This is a genomic window from Paracoccus sp. S3-43, from assembly GCF_029027965.1.
Taxonomy (GTDB): Bacteria; Pseudomonadota; Alphaproteobacteria; order Rhodobacterales; family Rhodobacteraceae; genus Paracoccus.
On record NZ_CP119082.1, the window covers coordinates 423,111 to 438,429 of the forward strand.

General features: G+C 67.8%; 14 protein-coding genes, 1 tRNA gene, 1 pseudogene and 1 riboswitch. Of the genes and pseudogenes, 5 read left to right on the forward strand and 11 right to left on the reverse strand.

Annotated elements, in window-relative coordinates:
- The 5 genes from cobW to hmgA form a co-directional block, all read right to left on the reverse strand.
- The gene (cobW, locus tag PXD02_RS02095) at window positions 1-1,032 is read right to left on the reverse strand and encodes a cobalamin biosynthesis protein CobW (protein WP_275105311.1); all 1,032 of its coding nucleotides are present in this window, start codon (window positions 1,030-1,032) and stop codon (window positions 1-3) included.
- The gene (locus PXD02_RS02100) at window positions 1,033-1,383 is read right to left on the reverse strand and encodes a DUF1636 domain-containing protein (RefSeq protein ID WP_275105312.1); all 351 of its coding nucleotides are present in this window, start codon (window positions 1,381-1,383) and stop codon (window positions 1,033-1,035) included.
- Between the two features lie 114 nt (window positions 1,384-1,497).
- A riboswitch (cobalamin riboswitch) is annotated at window positions 1,498-1,702 on the reverse strand.
- Window positions 1,703-1,871: 169 nt separating this feature from the next.
- Window positions 1,872-2,522, reverse strand: coding sequence for a maleylacetoacetate isomerase (gene maiA / locus PXD02_RS02105; RefSeq protein ID WP_275105313.1), 651 nt, complete (start codon window positions 2,520-2,522; stop codon window positions 1,872-1,874).
- The gene (gene fahA / locus PXD02_RS02110) at window positions 2,519-3,724 is read right to left on the reverse strand and encodes a fumarylacetoacetase (RefSeq protein ID WP_275105314.1); all 1,206 of its coding nucleotides are present in this window, start codon (window positions 3,722-3,724) and stop codon (window positions 2,519-2,521) included. The genes maiA and fahA overlap by 4 nt, the downstream gene beginning before the upstream one ends.
- An 80-nt stretch (window positions 3,725-3,804) precedes the next feature.
- Complete coding sequence (gene hmgA / locus PXD02_RS02115; protein ID WP_275105315.1) at window positions 3,805-5,166, reverse strand: homogentisate 1,2-dioxygenase; 1,362 nt, start codon at window positions 5,164-5,166, stop codon at window positions 3,805-3,807.
- Between the two features lie 128 nt (window positions 5,167-5,294).
- Between hmgA and PXD02_RS02120 the strand changes: the two genes are divergently transcribed.
- The gene (locus PXD02_RS02120; RefSeq protein WP_275105316.1) at window positions 5,295-5,720 is read left to right on the forward strand and encodes a MarR family winged helix-turn-helix transcriptional regulator; all 426 of its coding nucleotides are present in this window, start codon (window positions 5,295-5,297) and stop codon (window positions 5,718-5,720) included.
- A 165-nt stretch (window positions 5,721-5,885) separates the two neighbouring features.
- Window positions 5,886-6,086 carry an FAD-dependent monooxygenase gene (locus PXD02_RS02125; RefSeq protein WP_275105317.1) on the forward strand — a complete coding sequence of 67 codons (201 nt, stop codon included), beginning with the start codon at window positions 5,886-5,888 and terminating at the stop codon, window positions 6,084-6,086.
- A 364-nt stretch (window positions 6,087-6,450) separates the two neighbouring features.
- On the opposite strand, the gene lon is transcribed toward PXD02_RS02125, so the two are convergent.
- On the reverse strand, window positions 6,451-8,871 hold the full coding sequence (lon, locus tag PXD02_RS02130; protein ID WP_275105318.1) for an endopeptidase La: 2,421 nt from the start codon (window positions 8,869-8,871) through the stop codon (window positions 6,451-6,453).
- Between the two features lie 145 nt (window positions 8,872-9,016).
- Window positions 9,017-10,363 (reverse strand): ATP-binding protein, encoded by a 1,347-nt coding sequence (locus PXD02_RS02135; RefSeq protein WP_275105319.1) that lies wholly within the window; start codon window positions 10,361-10,363, stop codon window positions 9,017-9,019.
- Window positions 10,364-10,397: 34 nt separating this feature from the next.
- On the opposite strand from PXD02_RS02135, the gene PXD02_RS02140 reads away from it, so the two are divergent.
- Together PXD02_RS02140 and PXD02_RS02145 are read left to right on the forward strand one after the other, a co-directional pair.
- Window positions 10,398-11,270, forward strand: coding sequence for an MBL fold metallo-hydrolase (locus PXD02_RS02140; protein ID WP_275105320.1), 873 nt, complete (start codon window positions 10,398-10,400; stop codon window positions 11,268-11,270).
- Window positions 11,271-11,329: 59 nt separating this feature from the next.
- Window positions 11,330-11,404 (forward strand) — tRNA-Asn (locus tag PXD02_RS02145).
- A 123-nt stretch (window positions 11,405-11,527) separates the two neighbouring features.
- On the opposite strand, the gene PXD02_RS02150 is transcribed toward PXD02_RS02145, so the two are convergent.
- On the reverse strand, window positions 11,528-12,229 hold the full coding sequence (locus PXD02_RS02150) for a hypothetical protein (protein ID WP_275105321.1): 702 nt from the start codon (window positions 12,227-12,229) through the stop codon (window positions 11,528-11,530).
- Window positions 12,230-12,420: 191 nt separating this feature from the next.
- Between PXD02_RS02150 and PXD02_RS02155 the strand changes: the two are divergent.
- Window positions 12,421-12,722, forward strand: a pseudogene (locus PXD02_RS02155) (integrase core domain-containing protein); the annotation flags it as partial.
- 85 nt (window positions 12,723-12,807) lie between these two features.
- Here PXD02_RS02155 and PXD02_RS02160 read toward each other — a convergent pair.
- From PXD02_RS02160 to PXD02_RS02170, 3 genes are read right to left on the reverse strand one after another with little or no spacing between them, the layout of a single operon-like run.
- On the reverse strand, window positions 12,808-13,641 hold the full coding sequence (locus PXD02_RS02160) for an alpha/beta fold hydrolase (RefSeq protein ID WP_275105322.1): 834 nt from the start codon (window positions 13,639-13,641) through the stop codon (window positions 12,808-12,810).
- 13 nt (window positions 13,642-13,654) lie between these two features.
- On the reverse strand, window positions 13,655-14,509 hold the full coding sequence (locus PXD02_RS02165) for a 3-hydroxyacyl-CoA dehydrogenase family protein (RefSeq protein WP_275105323.1): 855 nt from the start codon (window positions 14,507-14,509) through the stop codon (window positions 13,655-13,657).
- Between the two features lie 16 nt (window positions 14,510-14,525).
- Complete coding sequence (locus PXD02_RS02170; RefSeq protein WP_275105324.1) at window positions 14,526-15,308, reverse strand: 3-hydroxybutyrate dehydrogenase; 783 nt, start codon at window positions 15,306-15,308, stop codon at window positions 14,526-14,528.
- Window positions 15,309-15,319: the final 11 nt, after the last annotated feature.

Genomic DNA, 15,319 nt, shown 5'->3' on the forward strand with positions numbered 1-15,319 from the left:
TCAGGACAGCGCGGCTTCGATGGCGGCGCGGTCGATATCGCCCTTTTCGGCGATCACCACCAGCCGTCCGCGCCGGGGCCGGTCGCCCCAGAGGCGGTCGAACTGATGGCGGACGCGCGGCCCCACCGCCTGCACCAGCAGCCGCAGGGGCTTGCCCGCGACCGCGACATGGCCCTTGACGCGCAGGATGTTCCGGCGGCTGGCCAGCGCCTGGATCCTGTCCGCCAGCGCATCGGGATCGGCCTGTTCCGGCAGATCCACGACGATGGTGTCGAAATCGTCGTGGTCGTGATCCCCGGCCCCGTCATGGTGCGAGGGGCGGGCGTCCAGCCCGTCCTCGGCCGCCGCGCCCAGGCCCAGGACCACGCGGGCGTCGATGACGCCTTCGGCCAGGGGCAGCATGGGCAGGGGCCGGGGGGCCTCGGCCTCGATCACCTGGCGGGCGCGGGCCAGCCCGTCCGCGCCTGCCAGGTCGGGCTTGGACAGCAGCACCAGGTCGGCGCAGGCGATCTGATCCTCGAAGACCTCGGACAGCGGCGTCTCGTGGTCGGCATCCGCGCCGTCGCCCGCATGGGTATTGCCGGGACGGGCAGGATCGGGGGCGAACCGGCCCGCCGCCACGGCTTCCGCATCGGCCACGGCGATCACGCCGTCGATGGTGATGCGCGAGCGCAGGTCGGGCCAGTCGAAGGCCTTCAGCAGCGGCTTGGGCAGCGCCAGGCCAGAGGTCTCGATGAGGATGTGATCGGGGCGCGGATCCATCGCCATCAGCCGCTGGATCGAGGGGATGAATTCGTCGGCAACCGTGCAGCAGATGCAGCCGTTGGTCAGTTCGACGATATTCGCCTCGGGGCAGTTGGCGTCGGCGCAGTCGCGGATCAGGTCGCCGTCCACGCCCACGTCGCCGAATTCGTTGACCAGGACCGCCAGCCGCCGCCCGCCGGGATGGTGCAGCAGGTGCCGGATCAGCGTGGTCTTTCCCGCCCCCAGGAATCCGGTGACGATGGTGACGGGGGTTTTTTCGAGCGACATTCAGGCCTCCTGCGGCGGGATGCGGGCAATGGTGTTCTTGCGGATGACGGCGGGGCGGTCGCGCCAGGGCACGACGCCGTCCTCGGTCGCGGCATAGGCGCGGATCATGGCGATCAGGTCGTCCAGGTCGCGGTCCGGATCCAGCGCGCCCTGCACATAGGTCCAGCGTCCTGCCCCACGCAGCACCACGGCGCAGCCGCGTGCGCAGGCGGACAGGCATTCCTGCCGCCGATGGTCGATCCCGGCCGCGGCCAGGGCATCGGACAGGCGTCGACCGTCGCGTTCGGCCTGGGGGTCGGCCCCCGGAAGGCGGCAGGTGGTGCAAACCACCAGTTCATATGTCTCAGCCACGGCCCCTCCGGCCAGATGCCTTGTGGCGGCGGGATGGACGGGCCAAAGGGTCGTCGGCCACGGGCCAGGACCATCCGGCAACGACATCACCCCGGTCGCGCGCGTTTCACGGCCCCTTCGGGGCGGTTGCTGGCAGGTCTCCCGGCTTGCGGATGTCAGGGACTGGCCCTGGCGGCTGTCCTGCCTTCCCGGCCCGATGGGCCAGTGGCGGTGGACATCCTCTCCGGTCACGGTCGCGGGGGCGGCTGCGCTTGGGCCGATGGCCTGGCGCATTCCCTCTTCGCCTGCCACAGGCAGGAACCAGCACCGCCAGCCAAGCCACGAACCGTCCCCCAAGTCAAGCGAGGTCGCGATGAAGACCGCCGCGCAGCCGGATCGCCTTCGAGATTTCGATCAGGCCGATAGGTCCGGCGCGGCAGCCGACAGAAAAGGTGTCGGCCCCCTCGCAGACGTCGGGTGTCGCTATCGGCGGCAAGGCGGACCCGCCTTTACTTTGCGACAGACCCGGCAACCGGCCCATAGGCGTCGGGATGAGCCGCCGCGAAGGCGGGCAGGCCGGCGCAGCGTTCCGCGACGGCGGCGATGCGGGGCAGGTGGTCGAAGGCCACGCCCCAGCGATTGGCGTTGTAAAGCTGCGGGATCAGGACGCAGTCGGCCGTGCCCGGCTGGTCGCCATGGCAGAAGAGGCCGTCCGGGCCCTGGGCCAGCATCGCCTCGACCGCCTCCAGGCCCGTGGCGATGGTGTCGCGGTTCCAGGCTGCGCGGGCCTCTGCCCCGGCCAGCGCCTCGACCCGCTTCAGCACACGCAGATTGGCCAGCGGGTGGATCTCGCAGGCGATGGCCTGGGCGAGGGCGCGGACGCGGGCGCGGCCCGCCGGGTCGGCGGGCAGCAGCCGGGGGCCGGGCCGCGTCTCGTCCAGGTATTCGATGATCGCCAGCGACTGGGTCAGGCGCAGCCCGTCGATTTCCAGCACCGGCACCAGCCCCTGCGGGTTCCGCGCCAGATGGGCGGGGTCGCGCTGCGCGCCCGCCACCAGATCGACCGCCACCCGGTCATGGGCGATCCCCTTCAGGTTCAGCGCGATCCGCACCCGATAGGATGCGGAGGACCGCCAGTAGTCGTGCAGCACCACGGTCATGGCCGGGCGGGCAGGATGGTGCCGGTGCAGGGGCCGAAGCCGATGTGATAGCCGTCGCCTCGCGCCTCGGCGAACAGCGCGATCTCGTCGCCATCCTCGATAAAGGTGCGGGGCGCGCCATTGACCGTGACCGGGGTCTTGCCGCCCTGGGTCATCTCCAGCAGCGCGCCGGTCTGGTCGGGGGACGGCCCGCTGATGGTGCCCGATCCCAGCAGATCCCCCACCCGCATCGGGCAGCCCGAGGACGTGTGATGCGCCAGCTGCTGGGCGCTGGAATAATACATGACGTTGTAATTGGTGCGCGCCATGACCTGGCCGTTCATCGACCAGCCGATCTTCAGGTCGTAAAGGCCGGGCCGCTCCTCGGCCAGATAGGGCAGCAGCGGGTTCAGCCGCTCGGCGCCGGGGCTGCGGAACGGCTCCAGCGCGGCCTGCGTCACCACCCAGGCGCCGATGGTGGTGCCAAGCGCCTTGGACTGGAACGGTCCCAGCGGCTGGTATTCCCAGGCCTGCACGTCGCGCGCCGACCAGTCGTTCAGCAGCACATAGCCGAAGATCATCGCCTCGGCCTGTTCCACGCCGACACGCTGGCCCATGGTGCTGTCGGCGCCCAGGACGGCGCCCAGTTCAAGCTCCAGATCCAGGCGGCGGCAGGGTGCCCATTCCGGGCCGGCCTCGCCCTTCAGCTGCCCCATGGGTCGGCGGATCGGCGTGCCCGAGACCACGACCGACGACGCCCGGCCGTTATAGCCGATGGGCATATGCGTCCATTGCGCGGGCAGCGCGTTATCCGGCCCCCGGAACAGCACGCCCACGTTGAAGGCATGGTTCTTCGAGGCGTAGAAGTCGGTATATTCCGTCACCCGGATCGGCAGGTGCATCCGCGCGTCAGCCATGGCGACCAGCGGCAGGTCGCCCTCGGCGCCTTCGGCCAGCAACTCGGTCAGCCGCGCCCGCACCGCGTCCCAGCGGGCCCGGCCAAGCGCCATGAAGCCGTTGAGCGACGGTTGCGAAAACGTCCCGCCCGCATCCAGCAGGCCCCGCGCCTCGCAACCCGCCAGATCGAGGATCATATCGCCGATAGCCACGCCGCAGCGCGGCGCATCGCCCGACGCGGAGAACACCCCATAGGGCAGGTTGTTCAGGGGAAAGGGGCAGTCCTCGCGATTGGCGCTGTCCACCCAGGACCGGATCAGGGCCATCACCGGCCTCCTTTTTCACTTTGGTCGAAATATCCCACGGGGGGCCTGGGGGGTGTGAAACCCCCCAGCCTTGGGGCGCGTCACTTCAGCCCAGGCGTGCCGTCGAACTTCTTCTCCAGGCGCTGCCAGACCTCCATGTATTCCTGCTGCATCGGCGCCTCCTTGGCGGCGAATTCGGTCAGGTGCTGGGGAAAGCGGGTCTCGAACATGAAGGACATGGTGTTGTCCAGCTTCTCGGGCCTCAACTCGGCATTGCTGGCCCCCTCGAAGGCGTCGCGGTCGGGACCGTGCGGCAACATGCAGTTGTGCAGGCTGATGCCGCCCGGCGCGAAGCCCTGGGGCTTGGCGTCATAGACACCATAGATATTGCCCATCAGTTCGGACATGATGTTCTTGTGATACCAGGGCGGGCGGAAGCTATGCTCGGCCACCATCCAGCGCTCCCGGAACAGCACGAAGTCGATGTTCGCCGTCCCCTCCTGTCCCGAAGGCGCGGTCAGCACGGTGAAGATCGACGGGTCGGGATGGTCGAACAGGATCGCGCCCACGGGCGAATAGGTGCGCAGGTCGTATTTATAGGCGCAGTAATTGCCGTGCCAGGCCACCACGTCCAGCGGCGAATGGTCGATCCAGGTCTCGTGGAACCGGCCGCACCATTTGATGACGACACGGGATCGGGTCTCGCGATCCTCGAAGGCCGCGACCGGGCATTTGAAATCGCGGGGGTTCGCCAGGCAGTTGGCGCCGATGGGGCCGCGGCCCGGCAGGTCGAACTTCTGGCCGTAATTCTCGCAGACGAAGCCGCGGGCCGGGCCTTCCAGCACCTCGACGCGATAGACGAGGCCGCGCGGGATGATGGCGATCTCCTTCGGCTCCAGGTCGATCACGCCCAGTTCGGTGCAAAAGCGCAGCCGACCCTCCTGCGGCACCACCAGCAGCTCGCTGTCGGCCGAGAAGAAATAGTCGTCCCGCATGGACTGCGTGACCAGATAGACATGGGACGCCATGCCGACCTGGATGTTCACGTCGCCCGCCGTGGTGATGGTGCGCATCCCGGTGATCCAGGTCAGATCCTGGTCCGGCACCGGGATCGGATCCCAGCGATACTGGCCCAGGCTGACGATGTCGTCGCGCAGATTCGGCGCGGTCTTCCAATAGGGCACGTCCACCGGCTTGAACCGCCCCGTGTGATGGACCGAGGGGCGGATGCGATAACACCAGGTGCGTTCGTTCTGGCCGCGCGGGGCGGTGAAGGCGGTGCCGGACAGCTGTTCGGCGTAAAGCCCGTATGCGCATTTCTGGGGCGAGTTCTGGCCCTGGGGCAGGGCGCCCGGCAGCGCCTCGGTTTCGAAATCATTGCCGAAGCCGGGCATATAGCCCTCATGCGGGCCTGTGGTCGCGGCGGCGCGGATCATGCCCTGGGGCAGGTCGTGACGGGTCATCCGGACTCCTCCCTAGAATCGTTGTCTTTGCAACGAATATAATGTTGCAAGTGCAACGATGTCAACCGCCTTTCGACCGCGCCCGGAATGTTATTGCGGCTGCAACGGATTTCTGCTGATTTTGGCCGATGAGCTTCGATCTGGACGCCTTTCTTCCCTATCGCCTGGCGGTGGCCGCGGCCCAGGTCAGCCGCCGCTTCGCCGCGCGCTACGAGGCCGAGGCGGGGCTGACGATCCCCGAATGGCGCGTCCTGGCGCATCTGTCGCAATCAGGCCCGGTCAGCGTGCGCGACATCACCGCGCGGGTGAATCTGGACAAGTCCATCGTCAGCCGCGCCGCCACGCGGCTGGAGGCGGCGGGCCATTTGCGCAAGTCGGGACATGAGGGCGACCAGCGGCTGGTGGCGCTGGAACTGACCGACCAGGGGCAGGAGCTGATGGCCCGGCTGGGCCGCATCGCCGACGCCTATCAGGCCGAGCTTCTGGCGGAACTGGGCGACGACGCCCCGGCCTTCCGGCGCGCGCTGCTGCGCCTGTCGGGGGCGCCCGGCTGATCAGCCTTGGCGGCGATCGACCCCGCCAAGCGCCGCGATGCCCTGATCCAGCGCCGCTGCCCGGTCGGGTCGCCTGCGACGGGTCACGCTTGACGGTGCTGGGCTGGAACATCGACCGCTGAGGCCGCGACCCGGCCCGAGAATGTTGAACCCTATATCCGCGCCATGCTGGGCGACGTGGAGTTCCAGCGCGAATGGTATTCGGTCTATCCCTACCAATGCCGCCGCATGGCCCGTTTCGTGCACGGCCGGGTGGTGTCGGCGGGCGATGCGGCGCATCTGGTCCCGCCCGCCGGCGCGCGCCGCTGCAATGGCGGTTTACCCGTCAGTGAGAGTTCGCCTGCTCAAGATCACTTGCGTTTTTAATCTTGAATCAGCAATCCGGGAGCAGGGGAATCCTTCAATGAAGGTGCCGTCCAGCGGTCACGCATCGACGGCGGCTATTCGACCCGCTGCCATGTCCCGGCATGCGGCAGATTATCATGATGCAGCCGCACAACCCGCCGCCGCAGGGCGCGATCTGGACAAGGCCGAAGCCGCCGTCCTTGCCGGGCTGGGGTCTGCCAGATCCCCGCCAGAGGATCGGCGGCCCAGGCGGGCAGGGCGAAGGACGCCAGGGCAGCCAGAGCCGGGAAAAGGCCAGATTTCATTGCGGGACCCTGGCGCGGACCTGGAGGCACTTGATCCGCATGAAAAACAGGGCCGGTGCGAACCGGCCCTGCCTGATGTCTCAATGGGCGACGGCGCTGCCGCCGGTGCGGTCGTCGCGCGGGGCGGCGACACGGCGGGCGGCCTCGGCCGCTTCCTCGGCGGCCTCGTCCCATTCGACGGGTTCCGGCATCCGCACCAGGGCGTGTCTCAGAACCTCGCGGACATTGCTGACCGGGATGATGGTCAGGCCGGTCTTCACGTTGTCCGGGATCTCGGCCAGATCCTTTTCGTTATCGGCCGGGATCAGCACCGTCTTGATGCCCCCGCGCAGCGCCGCCAGCAGCTTTTCCTTCAAGCCGCCGATGGCCAGCACGTTGCCGCGCAGCGTCACCTCGCCGGTCATCGCCACGTCCTTGCGGACCGGGATGCCGGTCATCACCGAAACGACCGAGGTCACCATGGCGATCCCCGCCGACGGCCCGTCCTTGGGCGTGGCGCCTTCGGGAACGTGGACGTGGATGTCGCGCTTGTCGAATTCCGGCGGCTTCACCCCGATTTCCGGGCTGATGGACCGCACGAAGCTGGAGGCCGCGTCGATCGATTCCTTCATCACCTCGCCCAGTTTCCCGGTCGTCTTCATCCGCCCCTTGCCCGGCAGGCGCAGCGCCTCGATCTGGAGCAGATCGCCCCCGACCGAGGTCCAGGCCAGGCCCGTCACCACGCCGACCTGATCCTCTTTCTCGGCCAGGCCGTAACGGTGGCGCCGCACGCCCAGATATTCCTCGGCCTTGGCCGCATCGACCACCACGGATTTGACCTGACCCTTGAGGATCTCGGTCACGGCCTTGCGGGCCAGCTTGGCGATCTCGCGTTCCAGCGACCGCACCCCGGCCTCCCGCGTGTAATAGCGGATCACATGGGTGAGCGCCTCGTCCGTCACCTCGAACTCGCCCTTGCGCAAGCCGTTCGCCGCGATCTGCTTGGGCAGCAGGTGCTGGCGGGCGATCTCGCGCTTTTCATCCTCGGTATAGCCGGACAGGCTGATGATCTCCATCCGGTCCAGCAGCGGGCCGGGCATGTTGTAGCTGTTGGCCGTGGTCACGAACATCACGTTGGACAGGTCGTATTCCACCTCAAGATAGTGGTCCACGAAACTCGCGTTCTGTTCGGGATCCAGAACCTCCAGCATCGCGCTGGCCGGATCGCCCCGGAAATCCTGCCCCATCTTGTCGATTTCGTCCAGCAGGATCAGCGGGTTGGTGGTCTTGGCCTTTTTCAGCGCCTGGATGATCTTGCCGGGCATCGAGCCGATATAGGTCCGCCGATGGCCGCGGATCTCGGATTCGTCGCGCACCCCGCCCAGCGAGATGCGGATGAATTCGCGACCCGTGGCCTTGGCGACCGACCGGCCCAGCGAGGTCTTGCCGACGCCCGGAGGACCGACGAGGCACAGGATCGGGCCTTTCAGCTTCTGGCTGCGGGTCTGCACGGCCAGGTATTCGACGATCCGTTCCTTGACCTTCTCCAAACCATAGTGATCGGTGTCCAAGATCTTTTCGGCCGCGACCAGATCCTTGCGGGTGCGCGACTTCACGCCCCATGGCAGGGCCAGAAGCCAGTCCAGATAGTTGCGGCTGACCGTGGCCTCGGCCGACATCGGCGACATCGACTTCAGCTTCTTCAGCTCGGCTTCCGCCTTGTCGCGGGCCTCCTTGCTGAACTTGGTCTTGGCAATGCGCCCTTCCAGTTCGGCGATCTCGTTCTGGCCGTCCTCGCCGTCGCCCAACTCCTTCTGAATGGCCTTCATCTGCTCATTCAGATAGTATTCTCGCTGCGTCTTCTCCATCTGGGTCTTGACGCGCGACTTGATCTTCTTCTCGACCTGAAGCACGGACATCTCGCCCTGCATCAGCGAATAGACCTTCTCCAGCCGCTCGGCCACGTCCAGCGTGTCCAGCAGATCCTGTTTCTTGTCGAGCGCGATGCCCATGTGGCCCGCCACAAGGTCGGCCAGCTTGCCGGGTTCCCTGGCCTCGGCCACGGCGGTCACGACTTCCTCGGGAATGTTCTTGCGGACCTTGACGTAACGCTCGAACTCCTCGGCCACGGTGCGGACCAGAGCGGTCACGGTGGCCTGGTCGCCCGGCGTTTCGGCCAGCACGATGGCAGCGGCTTCGAAGTGATCGTCGTTCGACACGAACTCGGTGATCTGCACCCGCTCGCGCCCCTCGACCAGCACCTTCACGGTGCCGTCGGGCAGCTTCAGCAGTTGCAGCACGTTGGCCAGAACGCCGGCGCGGAAGATGCCGTCTTCCGCAGGCTCGTCGACCGAGGCGTCCTTCTGCGCGGCAAGCAGGATCGGGCTGTCCGATTCCATGACCGCTTCCAGCGCGCGCACCGATTTTTCGCGACCCACGAACAGCGGAACGATCATGTGGGGAAAGACCACGATGTCGCGCAGCGGCAGCACCGGATAGGTCGAAGATGCGAATTCGTTCATTATGCGTTCCTTTCTGCCCGAAGCCGTGGCCCCGTCATGGCTGCACACGGCCCCTGCACCGCATCAATCTAGGAGGGTGTCATGCCACGTTCAATATCATGCGAAGAATACCGCATATTTCCCAGCCGCGCCGCGTCGGCACAACCTATCGCGGAATGACGATTTCCGCCCGCAGCCCGCCCAGCCGCCGGCCGCGCCCCAGCCGCAGCTGCCCGCCATGGGCGCGGGCCACGTCGGCGGCGATGGCAAGGCCCAGGCCCGCGCCGCCTCCGCTGTTGCGCCCGCGCGCCGGATCCAGCCGGGTAAAGGGCCGCATCGCCGCATCCAGGCTGTCGTCGGGGATGCCGGGGCCGTCATCCTCGACCCCGATGCGCAGGCTGCGCGGGCCAAGGGTGGCGTCCAGTTCGGCGCGCGTGCCATGGCGCGCGGCGTTGCCCAGCAGGTTTTCCAGCGCGCGCCGCAGCATGTCGGGACGGAACGTCGCCCGCCCGCCCGCATCCCCGTCCAGGCTGCGCAACGCGACCCGCTGGCCCGCCCGCTGCGCGTCGGCGACGATGCCGTCCAGGAAGCCGGCCACCGGGGTCGGCTGGGCCGGGCTGTCCTGCGCCTCGTCCCGCGCATAATCCAGGAAGGCGTCGACCATGCGGTTCATCTCGGCGATGTCGGCCTCCATCGCGCGCAGATCCTCGTCCTCGGGGGGAAGGTCGGGCGACATCATCGACAGGCCCAGCCGCAGCCGCGTCAGGGGCGTGCGCAGGTCGTGGCTGATCCCCGACATCATCAGCTTGCGCTGTTCGTTCTGGCGTTCCAGCCGGTTGCGCATGTCCAGGAAGGCGGTGCCCGCGCTGCGCACCTCGGACGCGCCCGAGGGGCGATAGGACACCATCCGCCCCTTGCCGTATTCCTCGGCCGCCTCGGCCAGGCGGCGGATCGGGCGCAGCTGGTTGCGCAGAAACACCGTGGCGATCCCGGTCATCAGAGCCGAGGTGAAGACCATCAGCACCAGCAGTTGATGCGGGTTCGAGGCGCTGACCCGGCTGCGGTCGAAGGCCAGCGTATAGGGACCGGCCGCGCCGTCCACCGTGACGATCACCCGCTTGTCGTCGCCGGCCAGGTCGATGGCGGCGATGTCGCCCAGGGTCTCGCGCAGGACTTCGATCACCACGCGCCCCGAGAAGTCATAGAACAGGCGCCGGTCGCCCTGGGCGCGGCCCGCAGGCGCCCCGATGGTCACATCCAGCGGCGCCGCGATGTCCTGGCCCGCCTCGGACGCGCCGCCCGCCTGGTCGATGCGCGCGGCGACGAAGGCCAGCTCGCGCGCCATGCTGCGGGTCATCTGCCGGGTCACGCCCTCGAAATGGCGTTGCAGGAACATGACGCTGACCACCAGCGTGACCACCACCACCGGCAAAAACAGGATCAGCGCCGCGCGCCCGTAAAGCCCGCGCGGCAGAACCCCCTTCATCCAGCCGCCGTCCGCCTGGTTTGCCATGGCAATCCCCATTCGTCGTGCTAAGGCTAACGGCATGGACGGACGGACGAAAGACCCCCTGCGCATCCTGGCGCCGAACCCCTCGCCCCTGACCGGGCCGGGCACGACGACCTTTCTGCTGGGCGAACGGGATGTCGCGGTGATCGACCCCGGTCCCGACGATCCCGGCCACCTGGCGGCGATCGTCGAGGCGGGACAGGGGCGGATCAGCCATATCCTGGTGACCCATGCGCATCTGGACCACAGCGCCGGGGCGCGGACCCTGTCGCGGATGACCGGGGCGCCGGTCCTGGCCTTCGGGGATGCGCGGTCGGGACGCTCGCCGATGATGCGGCGGCTGGCGGAGGAAGGCGTCGGCGGGGGCGTCGGCGGAGGCGAGGGGCTGGATCTTCGCTTCGCCCCCGACATCACCCTGCATGACGGGCAGGTCATCCGGGGCGAGGGCTGGGATCTGACCGCCCTGCACACCCCCGGCCATGCCGGGGGCCATCTCAGCCTGTTGTGGGGCGACCGGATCTTTTGCGGCGATCTGGTGATGGGCTGGTCCTCGACCATCATCTCGCCGCCCGACGGGGACTTGGCGGATTACCTGCGATCCCTGGACCGCCTGGCGCAGATGCGCCCCCGCCGCCTGCTGCCCGCCCATGGCGACCCCATCGAGGATCCGCTGTCGCGCCTGGCCGACCTGGCCGCCCACCGCCGCCAACGCAGCGCCCAGATCCTGACGGCGCTGCGCGACGGCCCCGCCGACGCGGCAACGCTGGCGGGCCGCATCTATGACGTGGCCCCGGCCCTGCTGCCCGCCGCCACCCGCAATGTCCTGGCGCATCTGCTGGCCCTGACCGACCTGGGCGCGGTCGCCGCGCTCGACCCGCTTGGCCCCGGCACGAGATTCATGTCTTTGTGAAAAAATCCTCCTCGGCCCACTGGACGGCCCCCGACGGCATTGCTATACGGCCCCGGTGTTCCGGCGTAGCTCAGCGGTAGAGCAGTTGACTGTTAATCAATTGGTCGTAGGTTCGATCCCTACCGCCGGAGCCAATAAAAACAAGCACTTAGCCGATGTCGCCGCCCGGTTCCAGTCCGTCAAGCACCGGATAGGCACCGTGAACGGTTTTCGGCCTCAGGGCCGCGCCGCTCCCGCCAACCCGCTGAGGACGCAGGCTATTCCCAGATGACCTCGAAGGCGAGGTACTCGGAGATGACCCCCCGGACCATGAGGCTGGACTCGGCCACGGCCAGGAACCTGTACCTCCCATCCTGCACGGTGAGCCAGCCCTCGGCGTAGGAATCGTCAGCGATCAGTACCCGCTGCATCGCCCTGCTGCCGACCTCCGGCGAGACGCCGACCTCGGGCGCCGTTTCGAAGTGTCTGCGCTGGTCATCAGTCAGGGAAATCAGAGGCATGAACAGCACGTGCTCGGGCTCGTCCAGCCGGGGCTCGTTCAGTTCGTAGGCGGCGTGGCAGCGGGCCAGCTTCAGGACGACCCGCCGGACTGCCTCTGCCTCCGGCCGCCAGACGTGGATCGTGCCTCCGCTAGCGGCCTTGCTCTCCCGGTGCGCACGTTCGATCCTAGCGCGAAGGCTGCCGTTGCGCCGCATTGCCCGCTTGACTTTGTCTCTTGAGAGGAGCTCTGGGTCGCTGGTGCCGCAGATGATGCACTCGGTGAAGCAGGCCACGTACTCCTCGTCAGCCGAAAACCCGTTGTTGCATTCCCTGCAGCTTGGGAGTGAGGGCATGTGCGGCGGATGCGGCAGGTCCAGGAACACTTTGGAAGGTGCATGATCCATCGACTCGGTCCGGTCGCCACAATGGACGCAGAACCCCTTCTGGCGGTCGTCGCCATAGTCTCCGAACTTCTCCATTGGCTTCTCACCTTCTGAGTTAGTCTGCACCCCGTACTGCATCGGCGATCCGGCCTGCGGCAAGCGCGACTGCCTCTGCCCCTTTCAACTCGCACTCCCATACGACGAGCAAGCGCCAGCCCAGGGCGAGAAGTGCAGCGTCGTTGTCCTCGTCGCGCCGGGCGTTGCCTTCCAGCTTCGGTCGCCAGGCCGATGCGCTCCTTCATCACTCGGACCAAGGCCCGTAATACACTAGCAGCTTCAGCGACTTCTGGCCGACAACGGCATCACCGGCTCGATGAGCCGGGCAGGCAATGTCTGGGGCAATTCGGCGATGGAGAGCTTCTTCTCGTCCCTCAAAACCGAACGCACGGCCCGTAAGGTCTACCGCACCCGCAACGAAGCCCGTGCCGATGTCTTCGACTCCATTGAGCGTTTCTACAACCCAGGGCGTCGCCATTCCAAACTGGGCTGCCTCAGCCCCTCGAAGTTCGAGGCCCGCGCTAGGCTAGCTTGCCGTCCACGAAACCGGCAGCAGCTCAAGATGAGGCAGCACCGGAAAACTTCCAGGCCCCGATCGTCGTCGCCGCTGGATGGTCTCAGCCCGTCTGGCACAGCGGCAGCCAGCGGTGGATGGTGGCCAAGGCCTCGGGCTCGTCGAGGAAGGGCACATGGCCGCGGCCGGGCAATTCCGCGCGGATCAGGTCCGGGCGGCGGGCCTGCATCGCATCCGCCGTGGCCCGCGCCAGCACGTCCGAGTTGGCGCCCCGGATCAGCGCCAGCGGGATCCCCGCGCAGGCGTCGAACATCGACCACAGTTCGGGCAGGGGCGCCGACATGGAGCGGTCGAAGCCGATGCGCAGGGCCGGGTCGTAGGGCAGATCCAGCCCGTCCGGCGTCTGGACGTAATGCCGGACCGCCTCTTCCTCCCATCGCAGGGGCGGGACGTTGTGGAAGCCCGGATTGACGGCGGGCATCCGGTCGGCGACCTCCTCCAGCGTCGCGACCGCGGGCTTGACGCCCATATAGGTGCCGATCCGCATCAGCCCGTCGCGCTGAAGCACCGGGCCGACATCGTTGAAGCAGATGCCCGCCACCCGCTCGGGCGCCATCGCCACCATCGCCATGCCCAGAAGGCCGCCCCGCGACGAGCCGATCACCGCCGCCCGCCCGATCCCCAGATGATCCAGCAGCGCCAGCGCGTCCCCGGCCTCTTGCGCCACCGTATAGGTCTCGGGATCCGCCCAGTCCGAGCCGCCCCGGCCGCGGCTGTCCAGCCGGATCAGGCGCACATCCCGCAGGTGCCGCGCCAGATAGTCGAAATCGCGCCCGTCCCGCGTCAGCCCCGCCAGCGCCAGCAGGGGTTTGCCCCGGCCATCGTCGCGATAGGCCAGACCCGTGCCGTCGGCGGCGGAAAAGCGTGCCCTGACCATGGTTTCCGCCGCGTCAGGCCGGATATTCCTCGAAACCCTTGCCCGTCTTGCGGCCAAGCCAGCCGGCATGGACCATCTGCTTCAAGAGCGGGCTGGGCCGGTATTTCGGATCGTCGAAACCGTCATAGAGGGTCTCCATGATGTTCAGCACCACATCCAGCCCGATCAGGTCGCCAAGCGCCAGCGGACCCATCGGATGGTTGGCGCCCAGCTTCATCATGCTGTCGATATCCTCGGGCGTGGCCAGCCCCTCGTGCACGCAGTTCACCGCCTCGTTGATCAGCGGCGCGAGCAGCCGGTTCACGATGAAGCCATAGCTGTCCTTGCTGACGCGCGGCGTCTTGCCGATGGCGCGGGTGACCTCGGTGACGGCCTCGGCCACGGCGTCGCTGGTTTGCAGGGCGCGGATGATCTCGACCAGCTGCATCATCGGGACGGGGTTGAAGAAATGCATCCCGATCACCCGTTCCGGGTGCAGCGATCCGGCGGCAAGCTGGGTCAGCGAGATCGACGAGGTGTTCGAGGCCAGCACCGCATCCTCGCGGCAGATCGCGTCCAGCTGCCGGAAGACCGCCGTCTTGACCTCAAGCTTCTCCACGATGGCCTCGACCACCAGGTCGCGGTCGGCCATGGCGGCGATATCGGTGACCGGAGAGATCCGCGCCAGCGTGGTATCGGCGGCGGAGGGGTCCAGCGTGCCCTTGCGCACCTGGCGCGCCAGGCTTGATTCGATCGTGACCCGCGCGCGGTCCAGCGCGTCGGGCGACAGGTCTTGCAGCACGACCGGATAGCCCGCAGCGGCGAAGCATTGCGCGATGCCGTTGCCCATGGTGCCGGCGCCGATGACGCCGATGCGTTCGATCTTCATGGTCTTTCCTCTCAGCCTAATGCGCGGTCCAGCCGCCATCGACGGGGATCGCGGCCCCCGTGATTTCCGAGGCGGCCGGGCTGCACAGGAAGGCGGTCAGCGCGCCGATCTGGCCCGGCCGGACGAAGCGCCGCGTCGGTTGCGCGGCCAGCAGCACATCGCGGATCACCGCGTCCTCGGTGATGCCGCGCGCGGCGGCGGTTTCGGGGATCTGCTTTTCCACCAGCGGCGTCAGCACATAGCCGGGGCAGATCGCATTGGCCGTCACGCCCTGTTCCGCGCCCTCCAGCGCCACGGTCTTGGTCAGGCCGACCACGGCGTGCTTGGCCATGACATAGGCCGACTTGTAGGGCGAGGCGACCAGCCCGTGGGCCGAGGCGATATTGACGATCCGGCCCCAGCCGCGCGCCTTCATCCCCGCCATGGTCAGCCGCGTCAGGTGCCAGGCCGAGGACATGTTGATCGCCATGATCAGGGCGTAGCGGTCGACCGGAAACTCCTCGATGGGGGCGACGGTCTGGATGCCGGCGTTGTTGACGATGATGTCGATCTGCCCGAAGCGCGCTTCGGTCGCGGCCACGAGGTCGGCGATCTGATCCGGCTCGGCCATGTCGGCGCCGTGGAAGGCGACCGGGGCGCCGGTATCGGCCTCGATGTCCGCGCGCAGGGTCTTGATCTCGGCCGGGTCGCCCAAGCCGTTCAGCATCACCGCGTGCCCGGCCTCGGCCAGCGCGCGGGCGATCGCCAGCCCGATCCCCGAGGTCGAGCCGGTGACGATGGCGGTGCGGAATTCGCTCATGACATGCCTCC